At 68.6% G+C, this 19,101-nt stretch carries 17 protein-coding genes and 1 tRNA gene; 10 read left to right on the plus strand and 8 right to left on the minus strand.

Annotated elements, in window-relative coordinates:
* Positions 1 to 4: 4 nt before the first annotated feature.
* From glgB to glgX, 3 genes are all read right to left on the minus strand, one after another.
* The gene (gene glgB, locus QZV84_RS08790) at positions 5 to 2,203 is read right to left on the minus strand and encodes a 1,4-alpha-glucan branching protein GlgB (protein ID WP_292828392.1); all 2,199 of its coding nucleotides are present in this window, start codon (positions 2,201 to 2,203) and stop codon (positions 5 to 7) included.
* Entirely contained in the window at positions 2,200 to 4,167 is a 1,968-nt protein-coding gene (locus QZV84_RS08795; protein ID WP_292828529.1) for an alpha-1,4-glucan--maltose-1-phosphate maltosyltransferase, read from the minus strand. Before QZV84_RS08795 ends, glgB begins: the two co-directional genes overlap by 4 nt.
* 180 nt (positions 4,168 to 4,347) lie before the next feature.
* Positions 4,348 to 6,435 carry a glycogen debranching protein GlgX gene (gene glgX / locus QZV84_RS08800; protein WP_292828395.1) on the minus strand — a complete coding sequence of 696 codons (2,088 nt, stop codon included), beginning with the start codon at positions 6,433 to 6,435 and terminating at the stop codon, positions 4,348 to 4,350.
* Between the two features lie 57 nt (positions 6,436 to 6,492).
* On the opposite strand from glgX, the gene QZV84_RS08805 reads away from it, so the two are divergent.
* The 7 genes from QZV84_RS08805 (at position 6,493) to gatB (ending at position 14,896) form a co-directional block, all read left to right on the plus strand.
* Positions 6,493 to 7,722: a cysteine desulfurase family protein gene (locus tag QZV84_RS08805; RefSeq protein WP_292828532.1), complete on the plus strand. Its 1,230-nt coding sequence runs from the start codon at positions 6,493 to 6,495 to the stop codon at positions 7,720 to 7,722.
* A gap of 9 nt (positions 7,723 to 7,731) precedes the next feature.
* Positions 7,732 to 8,832 carry a tRNA 2-thiouridine(34) synthase MnmA gene (gene mnmA / locus QZV84_RS08810; protein WP_292828398.1) on the plus strand — a complete coding sequence of 367 codons (1,101 nt, stop codon included), beginning with the start codon at positions 7,732 to 7,734 and terminating at the stop codon, positions 8,830 to 8,832.
* A gap of 51 nt (positions 8,833 to 8,883) precedes the next feature.
* Positions 8,884 to 11,166 carry an NAD-dependent DNA ligase LigA gene (ligA, locus tag QZV84_RS08815; protein WP_292828401.1) on the plus strand — a complete coding sequence of 761 codons (2,283 nt, stop codon included), beginning with the start codon at positions 8,884 to 8,886 and terminating at the stop codon, positions 11,164 to 11,166.
* Positions 11,167 to 11,173: 7 nt separating this feature from the next.
* Positions 11,174 to 11,494 (plus strand): YciI family protein, encoded by a 321-nt coding sequence (locus tag QZV84_RS08820; RefSeq protein ID WP_292828404.1) that lies wholly within the window; start codon positions 11,174 to 11,176, stop codon positions 11,492 to 11,494.
* Positions 11,495 to 11,571: 77 nt separating this feature from the next.
* Positions 11,572 to 11,871 (plus strand): Asp-tRNA(Asn)/Glu-tRNA(Gln) amidotransferase subunit GatC, encoded by a 300-nt coding sequence (gatC, locus tag QZV84_RS08825; protein ID WP_292828407.1) that lies wholly within the window; start codon positions 11,572 to 11,574, stop codon positions 11,869 to 11,871.
* Positions 11,868 to 13,382 carry an Asp-tRNA(Asn)/Glu-tRNA(Gln) amidotransferase subunit GatA gene (gatA, locus tag QZV84_RS08830; RefSeq protein WP_292828410.1) on the plus strand — a complete coding sequence of 505 codons (1,515 nt, stop codon included), beginning with the start codon at positions 11,868 to 11,870 and terminating at the stop codon, positions 13,380 to 13,382. The genes gatC and gatA overlap by 4 nt, the downstream gene beginning before the upstream one ends.
* Before the next feature lie 5 nt (positions 13,383 to 13,387).
* Complete coding sequence (gene gatB, locus QZV84_RS08835; protein WP_292828536.1) at positions 13,388 to 14,896, plus strand: Asp-tRNA(Asn)/Glu-tRNA(Gln) amidotransferase subunit GatB; 1,509 nt, start codon at positions 13,388 to 13,390, stop codon at positions 14,894 to 14,896.
* A 3-nt stretch (positions 14,897 to 14,899) separates the two neighbouring features.
* On the opposite strand, the gene QZV84_RS08840 is transcribed toward gatB, so the two are convergent.
* Entirely contained in the window at positions 14,900 to 15,310 is a 411-nt protein-coding gene (locus QZV84_RS08840) for a DUF2202 domain-containing protein (protein ID WP_292828413.1), read from the minus strand.
* 322 nt (positions 15,311 to 15,632) lie between these two features.
* Here QZV84_RS08840 and dinB point away from each other — a divergent pair, with 322 nt between their 5' ends.
* Genes dinB through QZV84_RS08855 form a run of 3 tightly spaced genes read left to right on the plus strand, consistent with a single transcriptional unit; the run spans position 15,633 to position 17,837 of the window.
* Positions 15,633 to 16,892, plus strand: coding sequence for a DNA polymerase IV (gene dinB, locus QZV84_RS08845; RefSeq protein WP_292828416.1), 1,260 nt, complete (start codon positions 15,633 to 15,635; stop codon positions 16,890 to 16,892).
* 56 nt (positions 16,893 to 16,948) lie between these two features.
* Positions 16,949 to 17,269 (plus strand): hypothetical protein, encoded by a 321-nt coding sequence (locus QZV84_RS08850; protein WP_292828419.1) that lies wholly within the window; start codon positions 16,949 to 16,951, stop codon positions 17,267 to 17,269.
* Positions 17,244 to 17,837, plus strand: coding sequence for a hypothetical protein (locus QZV84_RS08855; RefSeq protein ID WP_292828422.1), 594 nt, complete (start codon positions 17,244 to 17,246; stop codon positions 17,835 to 17,837). The genes QZV84_RS08850 and QZV84_RS08855 overlap by 26 nt, the downstream gene beginning before the upstream one ends.
* A gap of 4 nt (positions 17,838 to 17,841) precedes the next feature.
* On the opposite strand, the gene QZV84_RS08860 is transcribed toward QZV84_RS08855, so the two are convergent.
* The 4 genes from QZV84_RS08860 to QZV84_RS08875 all read right to left on the minus strand — a co-directional run bounded on the left by QZV84_RS08860 (position 17,842) and on the right by QZV84_RS08875 (position 19,067).
* Positions 17,842 to 18,345, minus strand: a complete 504-nt coding sequence (locus QZV84_RS08860; RefSeq protein ID WP_292828425.1) for a DUF2017 family protein — start codon at positions 18,343 to 18,345, stop codon at positions 17,842 to 17,844.
* Positions 18,342 to 18,635 (minus strand): ATP-dependent Clp protease adapter ClpS, encoded by a 294-nt coding sequence (gene clpS, locus QZV84_RS08865; protein WP_292828538.1) that lies wholly within the window; start codon positions 18,633 to 18,635, stop codon positions 18,342 to 18,344. The genes QZV84_RS08860 and clpS overlap by 4 nt, the downstream gene beginning before the upstream one ends.
* Before the next feature lie 5 nt (positions 18,636 to 18,640).
* Positions 18,641 to 18,991 carry a metallopeptidase family protein gene (locus QZV84_RS08870; protein ID WP_292828428.1) on the minus strand — a complete coding sequence of 117 codons (351 nt, stop codon included), beginning with the start codon at positions 18,989 to 18,991 and terminating at the stop codon, positions 18,641 to 18,643.
* Positions 18,992 to 19,067: transfer RNA gene (locus QZV84_RS08875), tRNA-His, on the minus strand. It lies immediately after the preceding gene.
* Positions 19,068 to 19,101: the final 34 nt, after the last annotated feature.

Consider the following 19,101-nt stretch of genomic DNA (forward strand, 5'->3'; position numbering starts at 1 on the left):
ACCCTCAGGGGAGCAGCAGTCGCCCGGTGCTCGTCTGCGAGGGCAGGTTGGCCTGCGGGTCGTGCTGCAGCCACAGCACTCCCAGCGGGGGAAGCACCATGGTCGCGCGGCCGGATTCGCCCGCATGCACGACACCCAGGTTGCCCACGCCGGAGCCGCCGTACTCCTGGGCGTCCGAGTTGAGGATCTCGTGCCAGACACCGGACTCCGGCAGGTCAAGCGTGTAGCCGTGCAGGGGAACGCCGGAGAAGTTGCAGACCACGACCACAGTGTTGCCGTGCCAGTCGCGGCGCGAGAACGCGATCACATTCGGATTCCACGATGGTGCCCCGAGCCGTGAGAACGCGGCACCGTCGCTGTCGCGCGCCCAGAGGGGCGACTGCGCCTTATAGACGCTGTTGAGCGTCGCGACGAAGCTGTGCAGCTGAGCGTGCGAGGGCTGGTCGAGGATCCACCAGTCGAGGCCGCGGCCTTCGGCCCACTCCGAGAGCTGGCCGAACTCCTGCCCCATGAACAGCAGCTGCTTGCCCGGGTGGCCCCACATGTACGCCAGGAACGCACGCATGTTCGCCAGCTTCTGCCAGTGGTCGCCGGGCATCCGGGCGAACAGGCTGCCTTTGCCGTGAACGACCTCGTCGTGGCTGATCGGAAGGATGAAGTTCTCGCTGAATGCGTACACGAACGAAAACGACAGCTCTCCCTCGTGATGCGAGCGGTACATCGGGTCTCGCCCGATGTACTGGAGTGAGTCGTTCATCCAGCCCATGTTCCACTTGAAGCCGAAACCCAGACCCGCCCGGTCGGTGGCAGCGGTGACTCCGGGGAAGCTCGTGGACTCCTCGGCGATCATCGAGATGCCGGGGTAGCGCTTGTAGGAGGTGGCCGTGACCTCCTGCAGGAATCGGATGGCTTCGAGGTTCTCCCGGCCGCCGTGGATGTTGGGAACCCACTCCCCTTCTGCACGAGAGTAGTCGAGGTACAGCATCGAGGCCACGGCGTCGACCCGGAGGCCGTCGATGTGGAACTCCTCGTACCAATACAGAGCGTTCGCGACGAGGAAGTTGCGGACCTCGTTGCGGCCGTAGTCGAAGATGTGCGTGCCCCAGTCGCGGTGTTCGCCGCGGCGCGGATCGGGATGCTCGTAGAGTGCCTCTCCGTCGAACCGGGCGAGTGCGAACGCGTCTTTGGGGAAGTGCCCGGGCACCCAGTCCATGATCACGCCGATGCCCGCCTGGTGCAGCCGGTCGATCAGGTAGCGCAGGTCGTCAGGCATGCCGAAGCGACTGGTGGGGGAGTAGTAGCCGGTCACCTGATAGCCCCACGACCCGCCGAACGGGTGCTCCGACAGGGGGAGGAACTCGATGTGCGTGAAGCCCTGACCGGTCACGTACTCGATGAGCTGGTCGGCCCCGTCGCGGTAGGACAGCCCGGGCCGCCAGGAGGCGAAGTGCACCTCGTAGATCGACATCGGCTGCGAAGAGGGCTGGCTGGATGCGCGCGCCTTCATCCATGCGGCATCCGCCCACGTGTAGGACGAATCGGTGACGACGGACGCCGTCGCCGGAGGTACCTCGGCGTAACGCGCCATCGGGTCGGCTTTGAGCGCCCATTCGCCGCTGCGTCCCATGATCTGGAATTTGTAGGTCGTCCCGATTCCGATGTCGGGCACGAACAGCTCCCAGACGCCGCTGGCGCCCATCGACCGCATCGCGTGCGCCGATCCGTCCCAGCTGTTGAAATCGCCCGCCAGCCGCACGGCGCGAGCGTTCGGTGCCCAGACGGTGAACGAGGTTCCCTCGGTGCCTTCGATCTCGCGGACGTGCGCGCCGAGGACGCGCCACAGCTCCTCGTGGCGGCCCTCGCGGATCAGGTGCAGGTCGACTTCGCCGATCGTGGGTCCGAACCGGTACGGGTCCACGGCGGTGTAGTCGGGTGCATCGTCGTACGTCGTCACGAGCTCGTACATGCCGCTTTCGCCAGAGCGAACGCCTTCCCAGATCCCCGCGCGAACGTGCTCGAGGGGCACGCGCGTGCCGTCCGGGAAGACCGCCGTGACGTTGCGCGCGAGCGGGCGGCGTGCCCGGATTGTCCACTCCACGGAACCGTCAGAGTCTCTGCGGAGATGCATTCCCAGCACGGAATGCGGGTCGTGATGAGAGCCGGCCGCGACGGCGTCGAGCAGATCATCGGTGGGGCTCGTCATCGAGACTCCTTCACGTGCAGAATGTGGACTGGTTCGGTGAAGGCGTCGAGCTTGACGAAGTTGTGATCCGACCACGTCCAGTGCGCACCGGTGAGAAGCTCTTCGACTTCGAACCGCTCACCCGGTTCGACGCCCCAGATGCGGGTGTCGAGGTGCACCATCGTCTGGCGCACCGAGTGCGGGTCGACGTTCGCGACGACCAGGATCGTGTCGGAGTGCCCGGTCGGCGACAGTTCGGCGCCGATGCGCTTGGAGAACACGAGGATCGCGTCATCGTCGCTCCAGTGCACGCGCAGGTTGCGCAGCTGACCGAGCGCGGGGTGTGCGCGCCGGATCTCGTTCAGCTGCGTGAGGTAGGGGGCGAGGGAGTTGCCGTCGGCTTCGGCGGCGGCCCAGTCGCGCACCTTGTACTCGTACTTCTCGTTGTCGATGTTCTCTTCGGACCCGGGACGCGCGACGTTCTCATACAGCTCGTAGCCCGCGTAGACGCCGTAGGTGGGCGCTCCGGTCGCGGCGATCGCTGCCCGGATCTTGTATGCCGGCCGACCGCCGTACTGCAGATACTCGGTGAGGATGTCGGGTGTGTTCACGAAGAGGTTCGGGCGCAGGAAGTCCGCGGTCTCCAGCGCCAGCCCGGTCAGGAACCCCTCGAGCTCGAGCTTGGTGTTGCGCCATGTGAAGTACGTGTAGCTCTGCTGGAAGCCGGCCAGCGCGAGGCCCTGCAGCGGCGCAGGGCGGGTGAACGCCTCAGCCAGGAACACCACATCGGGAGTCTCCGCCGACACGGTCGCGATCAGCCACTCCCAGAACTGCAGCGGCTTGGTGTGCGGGTTGTCCACCCTGAAGATCTTCACTCCCTGTGCGATCCAGTGGCGCAGGACCCGCAGCGCCTCGGCGCGGATGCCCTCCGGGTCGTTGTCGAAGTTGATCGGATAGATGTCCTGATACTTCTTGGGCGGATTCTCCGCGTATGCGATCGAGCCGTCGGGGAGCGTGGTGAACCACTCCGGGTGCGAAGTGACCCAGGGGTGGTCTGGCGCGGCCTGCAGGGCGAAATCCAGGGCGACTTCGACTCCTTCAGCCCGGGCGGACCGGACGAACGCGCGGAAGTCTGCCATCGTGCCCAGATCGGGATGCACCGCGTCGTGGCCGCCCTCGGCGGCACCGATCGCCCACGGCGAACCCGGATCACCCGGCTGCGGATCGAGCGTGTTGTTGCGTCCTTTGCGGTTGACGCGGCCGATCGGGTGGATCGGCGGCAGATAGATCACGTCGAAGCCCATCGCCGCGACGGCGGGCAGCCGGCGGGTGGCCGACCGGAAAGTCCCGCTCTTGATGGTGCCGTCGTTGAGGCGTCGAGCCCCTTCTGAACGGGGGAAGAACTCGTACCATGACCCGAGGCCCGCCCGCTCCCGCTCCACCAGCAGCTCCGAGGGCGGCCCGATGCTCATGAGCGAGGTCAGTGGCCGCATCGCGAAGAACTCGGCGAAGGTCGGGTCGCGAACGATCTCGAGAGTTGCTGCGTCGCCGACATCCGGGTCACGCAGCGAGACCGCCGCGTTCTCCAGTCGACGGCGCTCGGTGATCGGCCTCGTCTTGTCAGCGACGGCGCGATCGAACAGCTGCGCCCCCATCTCGCGCATGACGGCGGTGTCGACGCCGGCTGCGATCTTCAGATCCGCTGCATGCTCCCACGTGGCGAAGTCATCGGCGAAAGCTTCGAACTGGAATCTCCACACGCCCTCCTCGAGCGGCGCCACCGCGGTCTCCCAGCGGTCGAATCCGTCGTTCAGGGCAAGGAGACGGTGCAGCGACTCGTCGCCGGACGGGGAGAACAGCCGCACGTGCACGCCGATGCGATCGTGGCCTTCGCGGAACGCGGTGGTGCGGAAGGGGACGATCTCGCCCGAAAACGCACTGGGCCGGAACCGTCCGTCGGGGACGGACGGCGAAGACAGTGTGATCGGGATGCGGGACGTCACCGTCGTGCGATCGGGCTGGCTGTCGGATGCCGCTCGCACCGGGATCGAAGAGGCGCTGCGCCAAGGGCTTGTTCGCGCGGCGCGCGTCGTCTTGACCACCTCTCGAACCTACCGTGCGCGATGCCGGGAGGACAGCCTGGGGCGCGCCGGATCGTGGTCGGGCTACTCCGCGCGGAACAGTCTCATCGAGGTTCCGGCGAGCGTGACGACTTCGCCCGGGAGGAACTCTGCCGGTGCCGCGTGGGGCGTGTCGTCTTCGCTCGACCACAGTGACAGGAACGAGGCGACGCCCTCGATCACGGGGAGCGTGACATCGACGGGCCTCTCGTTGCCATGCACCATCAGCAGGATCCGGTTGAAGCTCTCATGCTCCGGGGTGGATGCCGCGACGTACTGCAGCGTGCGGTTGGACGGATCGGTCCACTGGTCGATGGACATCGTGCTGCCGGTCTGGTCGTACCACTCCATGACCGACGCGGACGGCGTGCGTTCGTCCAGCTTGGCGAACCGACTCGGGCGCAGCGCGGGGTTCTCGCGGCGCAGGCGCAGCAGGCGCTGCACGTGCGCGAAGAGATCGTCCTGCCATGGCGCGTGATCCCAAGAGATCCAGGTCAGCGGAGAGTCATGGCAGTATGCGTTGTTGTTGCCGCGCTGAGTGCGGGCGAACTCGTCGCCGGCCGTGAGCATCGGAACGCCCGCCGACAGCAGGAGCGTGCCGAGGATGTTGCGCATCGCCTTGCGGCGGGTGGCCAGAATGGCCTCGTCTGTCGTCGGACCCTCTGCCCCGTGGTTGAAGGAGCGATTCGTGTCGGCGCCGTCGCGGTTCTGCTCGCCGTTGCCGACGTTGTGCTTCACGTCGTAGGACACGAGATCGCGCAGGGTGAAGCCGTCATGCGCCGTCACGAAGTTCACGCTCGCGAGCGGGCCGCGCTCGGCGCTGAATGTGTTCGAGGAGCCTGACAGCCGGGTGGCGAAGCCGCCGATGCCCACGGGAGCAGTCGATGCGCGTCGTGCGTAGTCGACGTCGCTCAGCCAGAAGTTGCGCACGCGGTCGCGGTAGCGGTCATTCCACTCCATCCACCCGTCGGCGAAGTTTCCGGTCTGCCAGCCGCCCATGCCGACATCCCACGGCTCGGCGATCATCTTCACGCCGGCCAACGCGGGGTCGTCCATGATGGCGCGCAGCAGCGGGTGGTCGGGCGTGAAGTGGTGCGCGGCATCCCGGCCCAGCGTGGCCGCCAGATCGAAGCGGAACCCGTCGATCTGGACGTCGCCCGCCCAATAGCGCAGCGAATCCAGGATGAGCCGGGCGGCGGCATCCGTCGAGGTGTTCACCGAATTGCCGCACCCGGTCACATCGATGTAGACACCGTCGTCCTGCTGCCGATAATACGAGCGGTTGTCGATTCCGCGCAGGCTCGTGCGAGGACCCCCGATGCCTTCTTCGGCGGTGTGGTTGTAGACCACGTCGAGGATGACCTCCAGGCCCGCCTGGTGGAGCAGCTTCACCATGCCCTTGAACTCGCGGAGGATCGCCTCGGGACCCTGGCGCCGGTTCTCCTCGGTGGCGTACGCGCCGTGGGGGGTGAAGAAGTTGAGCGAGTTGTAGCCCCAGTAGTTCGAGAGGCCGTGCTGCAGCAGCCGCGGCTCGGTCGCGAAGGCGTGCACCGGCAGCAGCTCGATGCTCGTGACTCCCAGAGTCAGGAAGTGCTCGATCATCGCGGGATGGGCCAGGCCCGCGTACGTGCCGTGGAGCGCCGGCGGGACGAGCGGATGCCGCTTCGACATGCCTTTGAGATGACCCTCGTAGATGACCGCCCGGTCCATGGGGACGGCCGGCTTGGCGATCCCGCCCCAGTCGAACGAGCCGTCGATGACGACCGAGCGCCAGTCCTCGTACCCTCCGCTGACCAGGCCCCTGGAATAGGGCTCGACCAGGAGGGTGCCGGGGTTGAAGGTGCCGCCCGGCGTGGAGGGGCCGTCCACGCGGATCGCGTATCTCGTGCCCGGCCGCAGCAGTGGCGTCGTGACGCTCCACACCCCGCCGACGGTGGGCGCGAGGGGGATGGTGTCGGTGATCCAGTCGAGGTCCGCGTCGTCGAAGACGACGAGCTCGATCTCGCCGGCGTGGGCCGACCACACCCGCAGAGTGCCGCCGTCCGGCCCGAGCGTGACGCCGAGATCGTCGAGATCGGAACTCAGCAGTCCTGGCGGGGAGGCCAGCGCTGTCAGGGGTTCGGGCGAAACCATGCGCTCTACAGTAGTAAGGCGGTGAGTCAGTCAGGTTACGTGGAGTGGGGGAATTCCATGGTCGTGTACCTCGACCATGCCGCGACGACGCCCCTGCGTCCCGAGGCGCGGGAGGCGTGGCTCGCCGCGGCGGAGGGTGTCGGCAACGCGTCGTCGATCCACGGCGCGGGGCAGTCCGCACGCCGTCTGCTCGAAGACGCGCGTGAGCGCCTCGCGGCCGCCCTGGACTGCGACCCCGTCGAAGTCGTCTTCACCTCGGGAGGCACCGAATCGGTGAATCTCGGCATCACCGGGCTGTACCGCGCGCGCCGCGAGATGACCGGACGCACCGCAGTCGTCGCTCCCACCGCCGAGCACCACGCGACGCTCGACACGCTGGCCTGGCTCAGCGCGCACGAGGTCGCGGATCTGGAGGGCGTGCCCGTCGATCGCGACGCGCGCGTGGATCTGAGCGCCTGGGAGAGTGCCGTCGGCGGAGGGGATGCCGCCGCAGCGACCCTCCTCGCGGCGAACAACGAGGTCGGCACGCTGCAGCCGCTGGCGGCGGCATCCGCGGCCTGCGCCGAGGCCGGCGTGCCACTGCATGTCGACGCGGTCGGCGCATTCGGGCATGTCCCCCTCTCGTTCCGGGCGCTGCGCACCGCGTCGGGCTCGAGCAGCGCAGGGCTGGTCGCGCTCAGCGTCGCCGCGCACAAGCTGGGCGGTCCGGTCGGCGTCGGCGCCCTCGTCGTGGCGCGCGAGGCGAGAGTGGAGCCTCTGTTTCACGGCGGCGGACAGCAGCGAGGCATCCGTGCCGGGACGCAGGACGCGCCGGGCGCGGCCGCTTTCGCGATCGCCGCCGAGCTCGCCGTCGCCGAGCTGGAGGAGGAGGCGGCGCGGATCGGCGGGCTTCGCGATCGCCTCGAGTCGGGTCTTCGTGAGCGCATACCCGGCATGCGCCCGTCGGCGTCGAGGGCCGAGCGTCTGCCCGGCCACTTCCACGCCGTATTCCCCGGTGCACAGGGCGACTCCCTGCTGCTGCTGCTGGATTCCGCCGGCATCGCGGTCTCGACCGGGTCGGCGTGCCAGGCGGGCGTGCCGGAGCCTTCGCACGTGGTCCGGGCGATGGGCCTCGGCGATGACGCCGCCCGCAGCGCTCTGCGCCTGACCCTGGGCCGCACCACGACCGCGGCGGATGTGGACGCAGTGATCGCGGTGCTTCCGTCCGCGTACGAGCGGGCCCGCACGGCCGGGCTGTCCTCGCGCCGGGTTGGCGCTGCCAGACTCGCCGGAAGCATCGGCTCGTAGACTCGTCTCATGCGCGTGCTGGCGGCGATGAGCGGGGGAGTGGACTCCGCGGTCGCCGCTGCGCGCGCCGTGGATGCCGGCCACGACGTGGTCGGGGTGCATCTGGCGCTCTCCCGCGCCGGCGGAACGCTGCGCGCGGGCAGCCGCGGCTGCTGCACCGTCGAAGATGCGATGGATGCCCGGCGGGCGGCCGACAGGCTGGGCATCCCGTTCTACGTATGGGACTTCTCGGAGCGATTCCGCGACGATGTCATCGAGGACTTCGTCACCGAATACAGCGCCGGTCGAACCCCCAATCCCTGCATGCGGTGCAACGAGCGGATCAAGTTCGCGGCCGTGCTCGAGAAGGCCCTCGACCTCGGCTTCGACGCGGTCTGCACCGGTCACTACGCGATCCTGCGCGAGAGTGCAACCGGCGGACTCGAGCTGCACCGTGCGAGCGATGCGGCCAAGGACCAGTCCTACGTGCTCGGTGTGCTCACGGCCGAGCAGCTCGCCCACACGCTGTTCCCGCTCGGCGAGACTCCGTCCAAGGCGCTCGTGCGGGCCGAGGCCGAGGCGCGCGGTCTGACGGTGGCGCAAAAGCCCGACAGCCACGACATCTGCTTCATCCCCGACGGCGACACGCGCGGCTGGCTGGCAGAACGCGTCGGCGCCGAGCGGGGCGACGTGCTCGACCGGTCCGGCGCGGTCGTCGGCTCGCACGAGGGCGCCCACGCGTTCACGGTCGGCCAGCGACGCGGGCTCGCTCTCGGAGTCCCCGCCAGCGACGGCAAGCCTCGCTTCGTGCTGGAGGTGCGACCCGTATCGAACACCGTCGTGGTCGGCCCGAAGGAGGCATTGGCGACCGCCGAGATCGCCGGGGAGCGCTTCACGTGGACGGGAGAGGCGCCACCGGCATCCGATTTCGCGTGCCATGTGCAGATCCGCGCCCATGCGGAGCCGGTGCCGGCGCACGCGATGCTCGGCGACGGCTGGGTGACGGTCACGCCGGAGACTCCCCTGGACGGCGTCGCACCGGGGCAGACCGCTGTGCTCTACGACGGCACGCGGGTGCTCGGCCAATTCACGATCGACCGCACCGTCTCGGCCGTCGCGGTAGGGGCCTGAGGCTCGCGAGAGCGCCGGGCGCTGTCGCAGGCGGCTCGTAAACTTACCGGCGTGACGGATGCCGCAACCCCCGTAGAGCTCGCTGAACTGTCGCTGGAGGCCGCACGCGCCGAGACTGTGCGGCTGATCGAACTGATCCTCGAGGCCCGCGACGCGTATTACGGCCGAGACACCGTGGTCGTGGACGACGCGACCTACGACCACTGGATGCAGCGGCTCGAGGCGATCGAACGGCTGCACCCCGAACTGCAGGGGCAGGATTCGCCGACTCTGTCGGTGGGAGCGGCATCCGGTTCGCTGTTCGCGCCCGTCCAGCACGCCGAGCGCATGCTCAGCCTGGACAACGTGTTCAGCGCCGAGGAGTTCCTCGGCTGGGCCGCCAAGGTCGAGCGTGATGCCGGCCGGGCGGTGCACTACCTGTGCGAGCTCAAGATCGACGGGCTCGCCCTCTCGCTGCGCTACGAGAACGGCAGGCTCATGACGGCCGCGACTCGCGGTGACGGCCGTGTCGGCGAAGACGTCACCGAGAACGTGCTGCGGGTCGGCGGCATCCCGCATCGCCTGACCGGCACGGGTCATCCGGCGCTGGTCGAGGTGCGCGGCGAGGTGTTCTTCAACGTCGCCGACTTCGAGTCGCTCAACGCGTACCAGGAGCAGATGGGCGACCGGCTGTTCGCCAACCCGCGCAATGCGGCGAGCGGGTCGCTGCGGCAGAAGACCGAGGGCAAGAACGACCGGCAGCTCGATGCGATGCACCAGCGCCTGTCGCGACTGCGGATGACCGTGCACGGCATCGGCGCATGGGCGGATCCGCCGGTCTCGACGCAGAGTGAAATCTACGCGCTCCTGGCCTCATGGGGGCTGCCCACGAGCGCGTACTTCCGAGTCGTCGAGTCGGCCGCCGCGGCCGACGAGTTCATCCAGCACTACGGCGTGCACCGGCACGATCTCGAGCACGAGATCGACGGCATCGTCGTCAAGGTCGACGAGCTCGCGCTGCACGACGAGCTCGGTGCGACCAGTCGTGCCCCGCGCTGGGCGATCGCCTACAAGTACCCGCCGGAGCAGGTGAACACCAAGCTGCTCGACATCGTGGTCTCGGTGGGTCGCACCGGACGCGCGACGCCCTTCGCGGTCATGGAGCCCGCGCGCGTGGCCGGCAGCGTGGTGCGCCAGGCGACCCTGCACAATCAGGAGATCGTCAAGCTCAAGGGCGTGCTGATCGGCGACACCGTGGTGGTGCGCAAGGCCGGAGACGTGATCCCTGAAGTCCTCGGTCCGGTCGTCGAGCTGCGCGACGGCACCGAGCGGGCATTCGTCATGCCGCTGAACTGCCCGGAGTGCGGCTCCCCGCTCGCACCGGCCAAAGAGGGCGACATCGATCTGCGCTGCCCCAACGCGAGGTCCTGCCCTGCACAGGTGCGCGGTCGGGTCGAACACATCGGCTCCCGCGGCGCGCTGGACATCGAGGGGCTCGGTGAGGTCTCCGCCGCCGCGCTCACCCAGCCGGTGCGCCCCGAGATCCCTCCGCTGGTCACCGAGGCAGGGCTGTTCGATCTGCGGGCCGAGGCTCTGTTCCCGATCGACGTCGTGGTGCGCGATGCCGAGACCGGTCTGCCCCGTCTGCTCGAGGACGGCACCCCCGACACGCGCTCCCCTTTCCGGCGTCAGCGCAAGAAGACCGATCCGGCCTTCCATGCCGACGGTCCGTTCGACGGCTCGGCGGACTTCGTGCTTTCGGCCTCGGCGACGCAGCTGCTGGCCAACCTCGAGGTCGCCAAGACCAAGGAGCTGTGGCGTTTCCTCGTCGCCTTCAACATCCGGCATGTGGGGCCGGTCGCGGCGCGCGCCCTTGCGCAGTGGTTCGGGTCTGTCGACGCGATCCGCGCCGCATCTTTCGACGAGCTCGCCGCGGTCGAGGGTGTGGGCGGGATCATCGCCGACTCGCTCCTGAACTGGTTCACGGTCGACTGGCATCGCGAGATCGTGGAGCGCTGGAGCGCCGCCGGTGCCCAGCTGAGCACCCCGGGTCATCCCGGACCGGGCGCTGCCGCCACCGCGGGAGGGGTACTCGAGGGTCTGACCATCGTCGCGACCGGCTCACTCGAGGGGTACAGCCGTGAGGGCGCTCAGGAGGCGATCATCAGTGCGGGCGGCAAGGCCGCATCCAGCGTCTCGAAGAAGACCGACTTCGTCGCGGCGGGACCCGGGGCGGGCTCCAAGCTCGGCAAGGCAGAGGAGCTGGGCGTGCGGATCATCGACGCCGCGCAGTTCCGGATCCTGGTGACCGAAGGTCCCGCTGCGCTCGACGCGCCCGCGCCGGACGCGGGATGATCGACGCATGCCGCAATGGATCTATCGAATCGTCCCGACGCGTCCCGAGATGCTCGCCGCTGCGACCGACGAGGAGTCCGCCGTCGTCGCGGAGCACTTCGGCTATCTGCAGGCGCTGAAGGCAGCCGGCATCCTGATCCTCGCCGGGCGCACTCAGGTGGATGAGGGCACGTTCGGCATCACGATCTTCGAGGCCCCCGATGAGGTCACGGCCCGGGCGGTGATGCAGACCGATCCCGCGGTCTCCGCGGGGGTCATGAGCGCGGAGCTGTACCCGTACGCCGTCGCCGCGCGGGACGGCTTCGCCGACAGCACGATCGCGACCTGATCATCGGGACCGACAGCCCAGGCCTGACGCGTGGCCGCCCGCAGGGGCTCCCCGCGCAGCCCAACTAGACTGGGGGAGTGTCTGAAATCACCCCTGATCTCGTGCGCCATCTCGGCGTGCTCGCCCGGATCCAGCTGAGCGACGAAGAGATCGAACGCCTCACCGGACAGCTTGACGTGATCGTCGACAACATCGCGAAGGTGTCCGAGGTTGCGACTCCCGACGTGCCCGCGACGAGCCACCCGATCCCGCTGCAGAACGTCTATCGCCCCGATGTCGTGGGCGAGACACTCACCCTCGCCCAGGCGCTGCAGAACGCGCCGGACGCCTATGACGGTCGGTTCCGAGTCACGGCGATTCTGGGGGAGGAGCAGTGAGCGAACTCATCCGCCTCAGCGCGGCTGACCTGGCCGCCAAGCTCGCATCCGGAGAGGTGTCGAGCGTCGAGGCGACCCAGGCGCATCTGGACCGCATCGCGGCGGTGGATGCCGACATCCACGCGTTCCTGCACGTCAGCGACCACGCGCTCGACATCGCCGCCGACATCGACCGCCGCCGTGCCGCCGGCGAGGAGCTCGGGCCCGTTGCCGGCGTCCCGCTCGCGATCAAGGACGTGCTCGTCACGACCGACATGCCCTCCACGAGCGGCTCGCGCATCCTCGAGAACTACATGTCGCCGTTCGACGCGACGGTCGTCGCGCGTGCTCGTGCCGCCGGATTGGTGCCGCTCGGCAAGACCAACATGGACGAGTTCGCGATGGGCTCTTCGACCGAGCACTCCGCCTATGGCGCGACGCACAACCCGTGGGACCTCGACCGGATCCCCGGCGGCTCCGGCGGCGGCTCGGCCGCTGCCGTCGCCGCGTTCGAGGCGCCCCTCGCGCTCGGCTCCGACACGGGCGGCTCCATCCGCCAGCCCGCACACGTCACCGGGACGGTCGGGCTCAAGCCGACCTACGGCGCAGTCAGCCGCTACGGCGCGATCGCCCTCGCCTCGAGCCTCGACCAGGTCGGTCCGGTCACCCGCACGGTGCTGGACGCCGGACTTCTCCACGACGTGATCGGCGGCCATGACCCCCGTGACTCGACCTCACTGACCGATGTGTGGCCGTCGTTCGCCGACGCGGCGCGCGAGGGAGCGCGCGGCGATGTGCTTCGCGGTCTGCGGGTCGGCGTGATCACCGAGCTGCCCGACTCCGGCTTCCAGCGCGGTGTCTCGGCGTCTTTCCGCGCGGCTCTGGCGTCGATGGAGGCGCAGGGCGCCGAGATCGTCGAGATCAGCGCCCCGCACTTCGAGTTCGGCGTCGCTGCGTACTACCTGATCCTCCCGGCCGAGGCATCCAGCAACCTGGCGAAGTTCGACTCCGTGCGGTTCGGTCTGCGGGTCACGCCCCCGGGCACGCCGACCGTCGAGAGCGTGATGGCCGCGACCCGAGACGCAGGATTCGGCGACGAGGTGAAGCGCCGCATCATCCTCGGCACCTATGCGCTGTCTGCGGGCTACTACGACGCGTACTACGGTTCGGCGCAGAAGGTGCGTACCCTCATCCAGCGCGACTTCGACGCCGCGTTCGCGCAGGTCGATGTGCTCGCCACGCCGTCGGCACCCACGACGGCGTTCCGCCTCGGCGAGAAGATCGACGATCCCATGCAGATGTACCTGAACGACGTCACGACGATTCCGGCCAACCTGGCGGGCGTTCCCGGCATCTCCGTCCCGTCGGGGCTCGCCGAAGAGGACGGGCTGCCGGTCGGCATCCAGTTCCTCGCTCCGGCCCGCCAGGATGCTCTGCTCTACCGCGTGGGCGCGGCGCTCGAAGCGCTGCTGGTGGATTCGTGGGGCGGACCGCTGCTGGACAGAGCTCCCGTCCGAGGAGGGGCGCTCTGATGGCGATGCATGAGAAGGCACCACAGCTGATGGACTTCGACACGGCGCTCGAGCTGTTCGAGCCCGTGCTCGGCTTCGAGGTGCACGTCGAGCTCAACACGAACACCAAGATGTTCTCGGCTGCCCCGAATTCGTTCGGACGCGAGCCGAACTCCGACCTCGCCCCGGTCGATCTGGGGCTGCCCGGCTCGCTGCCCGTGGTGAACGAGCAGGCCGTGAAGTACTCGATCTCGCTCGGGCTCGCCCTCGGCTGCCAGATCGCGCCGTCGAGCCGCTTCGCGCGCAAGAACTACTTCTACCCCGATCTGGGCAAGAACTACCAGATCTCCCAGTACGACGAGCCGATCGCCTTCGAAGGCTCCGTCGAGGTGGAACTCGCCGACGGCACCCGCGTCGTCGTGCCGATCGAGCGCGCCCACATGGAAGAGGATGCCGGCAAGCTCACGCATGTCGGCGGGTCCACCGGCCGCATCCAGGGCGCCGAGTACTCCCTCGTGGACTACAACCGCGCGGGGGTACCACTCGTGGAGATCGTCACGAAGCCGATCTACGGCGCCGAGCACCGCGCGCCCGAGATCGCCAAGGCCTACGTGCAGACGATCCGTGACATCGTGCTTTCCCTGGGCATCTCCGACGCCAAGATGGAGCGCGGCAACCTGCGCTGCGACGCGAACGTCTCGTTGCGTCCGCGCGGGCAGGAGAAGCTCGGAACCCGCACCGAGACGAAGAACGTCAACTCGATGCGCTCGGTGGAGCGGGCCGTCCGCTACGAGATCCGGCGCCAGGCCGCGATCCTCGCGGCCGGGGGAGCGATCACCCAGGAGACCCGGCACTGGCACGAGGACACCGGTACGACCTCGCCGGGTCGCCCCAAGTCGGATGCCGACGATTACCGCTACTTCCCCGAGCCCGACCTGCTGCCGGTGGTCCCCTCCGCCGAGCTGATCGACGAGCTTCGAGCGGCGCTGCCCGAGCCTCCCGCCGAGCGTCGTCGCCGCCTGAAGGCCGAGTGGGGCTTCAGCGATCTGGAGTTCCAGGACGTCGCCAACGGCGGGCTGCTCGCCGAAGTGTCCGCGACGATCGAAGCCGGAGCGACGCCCGCCGCCGCTCGCAAGTGGTGGACCGGCGAGATCAGCCGCATCGCGAACGCACAGGGTCGCGAGGCGTCAGATCTGGTCGCTCCCGTCGATGTGGCCTCGCTGCAGACGCTGATCGACGCCGGAACACTCACCGACAAGCTCGCCCGGCAGGTTCTCGAAGGGGTGATCCTCGGCGAAGGCACTCCGCAGGAGGTCATCGACCAGCGGGGCCTCGCGGTCGTCTCCGACGACGGCGCCCTGGTATCCGCGATCGACGAGGCGCTGGCCGCGCAGCCGGATGTCCTCGAGAAGATCCGTGACGGCAAAGTCCAGGCGGCCGGCGCCGTCATCGGCGCGGTCATGAAGGCGATGAAGGGCCAGGCGGATGCCGCGCGCGTGCGCGAACTGGTGCTGCAACGCGCGGGTCAGGTCTGACGTTCAGGCCTGGCGCTCGAACGCGGCGAGATGGTTCTGTGAACCGGCGAGCAGCCGCTCGAGCACGATGACGACATCGGCGGGTGCCGTGGCGATCGTCTCGGTCAGGTCGGCGATGTCGGTCTGCTCGATCGTGATTCCCACCTGCAAGGCATCGGGCAGCGACTGCGAGCCCTTGGCGATCAGCTCGTCGTACAGCGACTGAAGCGCGGGGTCGGTGAAGACGCCCACGGCGTCGACGCGGGGGTCCGGGACTCCGTATGCCGGCAGGAGTGCCGCGACCTGATCCTGGTGGGTTGTCTCCGACGCCGCGATGCTGTCGAAGATCCCGGCACCCCAGAGGTCCCCCAGTGTGACGTACACATCGTGGGCCAGCTTCTCCTCCTCGATCAAGTACGTCAACTGGGACTCCACCGAAGCCACCGCCTCGATGGTCGCGGCGGCTGTCGGGGAAGAAGTCGGGGCCGGGGCGGCGTCGGTCGGAGCGCTGGCCCCGGGGCTCACTTCTCCGGACGGAGCGAGGGGCGTGCATCCCACGAATGCTGCTGCGGAGAGCGCAATCGCAGCCAGGAGCATCGGTCGGCGAATCGTGGTGTTCATTTCAGCCTTTCATGTTGATACCCCCTAGGGTATTGAGATCACTTGCGAGTCGCACAGGGAGGATCTAGGGATTCGCTGGGAGATCAGATAGGTCGTGTCGGAGGGTGTTGTCCGTGGTCCGCGAGAGAATCAACGCATGGGACGTGGTGACGGGACCGGACGAATCGTCTCGTCGGACGGCGCCGACGACACCGGCACCGGCATCCTGCACGTCGACATGGATGCGTTCTACGCGTCCGTCGAAGTGCTCGATGACCCGTCCCTGAAGGGTAAGCCGATCATCGTCGGAGGCTTCGAAGGACGCGGCGTCGTCTCGAGCGCGTCCTACGAAGCCCGTCGATTCGGCGTCCGCTCGGCGATGAACGTCAGTCAGGCGTTGCGCCTATGTCCCACCGCGATCACCGTGCGGCCGAACTTCGACCGCTACCTGACGATGTCCAAGGAGGTCATGCGCATCTTCCACGATGTGACCCCCCTCGTCGAGCCGCTGTCGATCGACGAGGCATTCCTCGACGTCCGCGGCGCACGCCGCCTGTGGGGGAGACCCGGCGAGATCGCCCGGTCTCTGCGGCAGCGGGTGCTCGATGAGACCGGGTTGACCTGCAGCATCGGCGTCGCCGCCACCAAGCACGTGGCCAAGATGGCCTCGACGATCAGCAAGCCGGATGGTCTGCTCATCGTGGCGGAGGCCGACACCGAGGCATTCCTGCGTCCCCGATCGGTGCGCGCACTCTGGGGCGTCGGCCCGAAATCCGCTGAGGCGCTCGAGGCACGCGGCATCCACACGGTCTCCGACATCCTCGACGCCCCGCGGTCCGTCTTGGACCGCGCGCTCGGGGTCGCGATGGGGGAGCGCGTCTGGCACCTCGCCCGCGGACTCGATGCGAGGCGTGTCGACACGGCACGCGTGGAGAAGAGCGTCGGCCACGAGGAGACCTTCCCTACCGACATCGACGATCCCGCGGTGGTGCGATCGGAGCTGCGCCGCCTCGCCGACCGCGTCGGTGCGCGCCTGCGCATGCAGGGGTGGGAGGCAAGGACGATCGCGATCAAGGTGCGCTTCGCCGATTTCACCACGATCAGTCGTTCGCAGACGCTCCCCGAGCCCACGGCGGTCGGTCAGCGGATCGGCTGGGCCGCGCTCGAGCTGTTCGACGCGGTCGATCGACCGCTTCCCGTGCGTCTGGTCGGGATCCGTGCCGAGAAGCTCCGAGCTTCCGGTGCGGCCGGCCTCACGCTATGGGACGACGACGAGGAATGGCGTCGCGTCGAAGGCGCCCTCGACGATGCCACCGCCCGATTCGGCCGTGGTGCGGTCACCCGGGCCACGCTCCTGGGCGGAGCGCGGGGCGGGGGCACGCTGCCGTCTCATCCGCGCCCGGCGAGCATGGATTGAGCACGAACCGCTCCGTCGCCCTGGGCATGCCGGTCAGCGCCGAGTAGCGTGGACGCATGCCCAACATCGCACTCGAGCTCGGCAACCAGTCCGCGTCCTTCGGCGTCCACAGCGCCTACGGCGAGCAGATGGACGTCGACGGCGTCCGCATCATCCCGGTCGCGCTGGCGTGGTCCGGATTCGGCGGCGGATCCGATGAGTCCGGAAACGGCGGCGGGGGTGGGGGCGGATACTCCGTCCCGCTCGGCGCGTACATCCGCAAGGGGGACGACCTGCGCTTCGAACCGAACATCGTCTCGGCCCTCGCCGTGGCGATTCCGTTCATCTGGGTCGCAGGTCGTGCGCTGAGCCGTGTCATCCGCGCCCTCAAGCGATAGCGCCGATCCCGTCTCGATCACGCTCAAGGCCGCCGCATCACATGTACTGGAGTCGGTCGCGGGCGTCGGGGCCACGAATCCGGTCGTTCTCATCGACGGTCGCAGCGGGTCCGGCAAAACCTCGCTCGCTCGCATCCTCGTCTCGCGGTGGCCCCTGCCCGGGCGAGTGCAGCTCGTCGCGCTCGATTCGCTCTACCCCGGCTGGGACGGTCTGGAAGATGGCGTCCAGGCGGCACGCGAGCTGATCCTCGTCCCGCACGCACGCGGGCTCAATGGAGTCTGGGCGCGGTGGGACTGGGAGGCGTCGGCGCCGGCTGAGACCCATGCCGTCGATCCGTCCCTCCCGTTGATCGTCGAGGGCTCGGGTCTGCTCACTGCGGCGACGGCGCGACTGGGCGAGGTCCGAGTGTGGCTGGAGTCGCCGGTGCGGTCTCGCATGCGCCGCGCGCTGGACCGGGACGGTGACACCTATCGTCCGCACTGGAAGCGCTGGGCCGAGCAGGAGGAACGTCATCTGTCCCGCGACGAGCCGACGCGTCGCGCCACGCACGTCTTCGCGATTCCCTGAACCGTCAATCGTCGTCGGACGCGGCCTGCACGAGACCGTTGAGGCGGTAGCCGAGCCACTCGTAGATGCCGAACCGCGGGTCGTCCACGTCGTGGTCCTCCTCGCTGCGGATCTCGAGGCGCGTCGCGAGCACGAGCCGAATCGCGGCCAGAGCGCGAAGCCACGCCTGCAGCACGTCGCGCTCGAGTCGCAGCTCGACCAGTTCCATCAGCACCTCGTCGCCAGGCTCGGCATCCTCCGGGAGGGTCGCCGCCTCGCCGAGCGAGGAGAGCACCATGTCGGCATCCTGTCGGCGTCGCTCCAGCAGATCGCCCTCGGTCATGTCGCGGAAGTTCTGGGCCGCCTCGGCGTCGTCGGCGTACGCGTCGGGGACGAGGCGCGCGATCGCGGGGTCTCCCGCCGAGCTCTCGGCGTCTTCGAGGAGTTCGGCGAACTGCGTGACGAGCCCCGCGAGATGCGCTGCCTCCATCCGGGTCAGCTCGAGCATCACCGTGCGCGGCGCGTTCACTGCGGCGCCTGTCGGATCGTGGCCCACAGGCCGTAGTCGTGCATGGCCTGGGCGTGCAGTTCCATCTGCTCGCGCGCGCCCTCTGCGACGACGGCATGGCCGTCGTGGTGCACGGCGAGCATCAGTCGCTCTGCGTGCGGACGATCGAACCCGAAGTACTCACGGAAGACATGCGTGACATAGCCCATCAGATTGACCGGGTCGTTCCAGACGACCGTCTGCCAGGGCCGCATCGTCTGCTCGTCATGACGGATGCCGACCTCCTCGTCGAGCTCCGGGCTCGCCAGCATGGCCATCATGCCCACCCGAGGTCGTGCAGCCGCTCGTCGTCGATCCCGTAGAAGTGTGCGATCTCATGGACCAGCGTCGTGTGAACTTCATCCCGCAGCTCTTCCTCGGTGTCGCAGGTCGCCAGGTGCGGCTCGCGGTAGACGATGATGCGGTCGGGCAGCTCGCCGGCCCCATACCGGTCGCGCTCGGTGAGCGCCCACCCGTCGTACAGGCCGAGGAGGTCGAGACTGCCGTCCTCGGGGCGGTCCTCCACCACGAAGATCACGTTGTCGAGGCCGTCGACCATGTCGTCGGGAAGCCGATCGAGTTCGTCGGTGACGAGAACCTCGAACGCCACGGCATCCATGTCAACCATTGGGGTGAGTAACGGGGCTCGAACCCGCGACATCGGCCACCACAAGGCCGCGCTCTACCAACTGAGCTATACCCACCATGTCTCCCGCGCGCGGCGGGCAACCCGAAAAT

It is taken from the genome of Microbacterium sp. (assembly GCF_011620715.1).
In the GTDB taxonomy this organism is placed as follows: Bacteria; Actinomycetota; Actinomycetes; order Actinomycetales; family Microbacteriaceae; genus Microbacterium.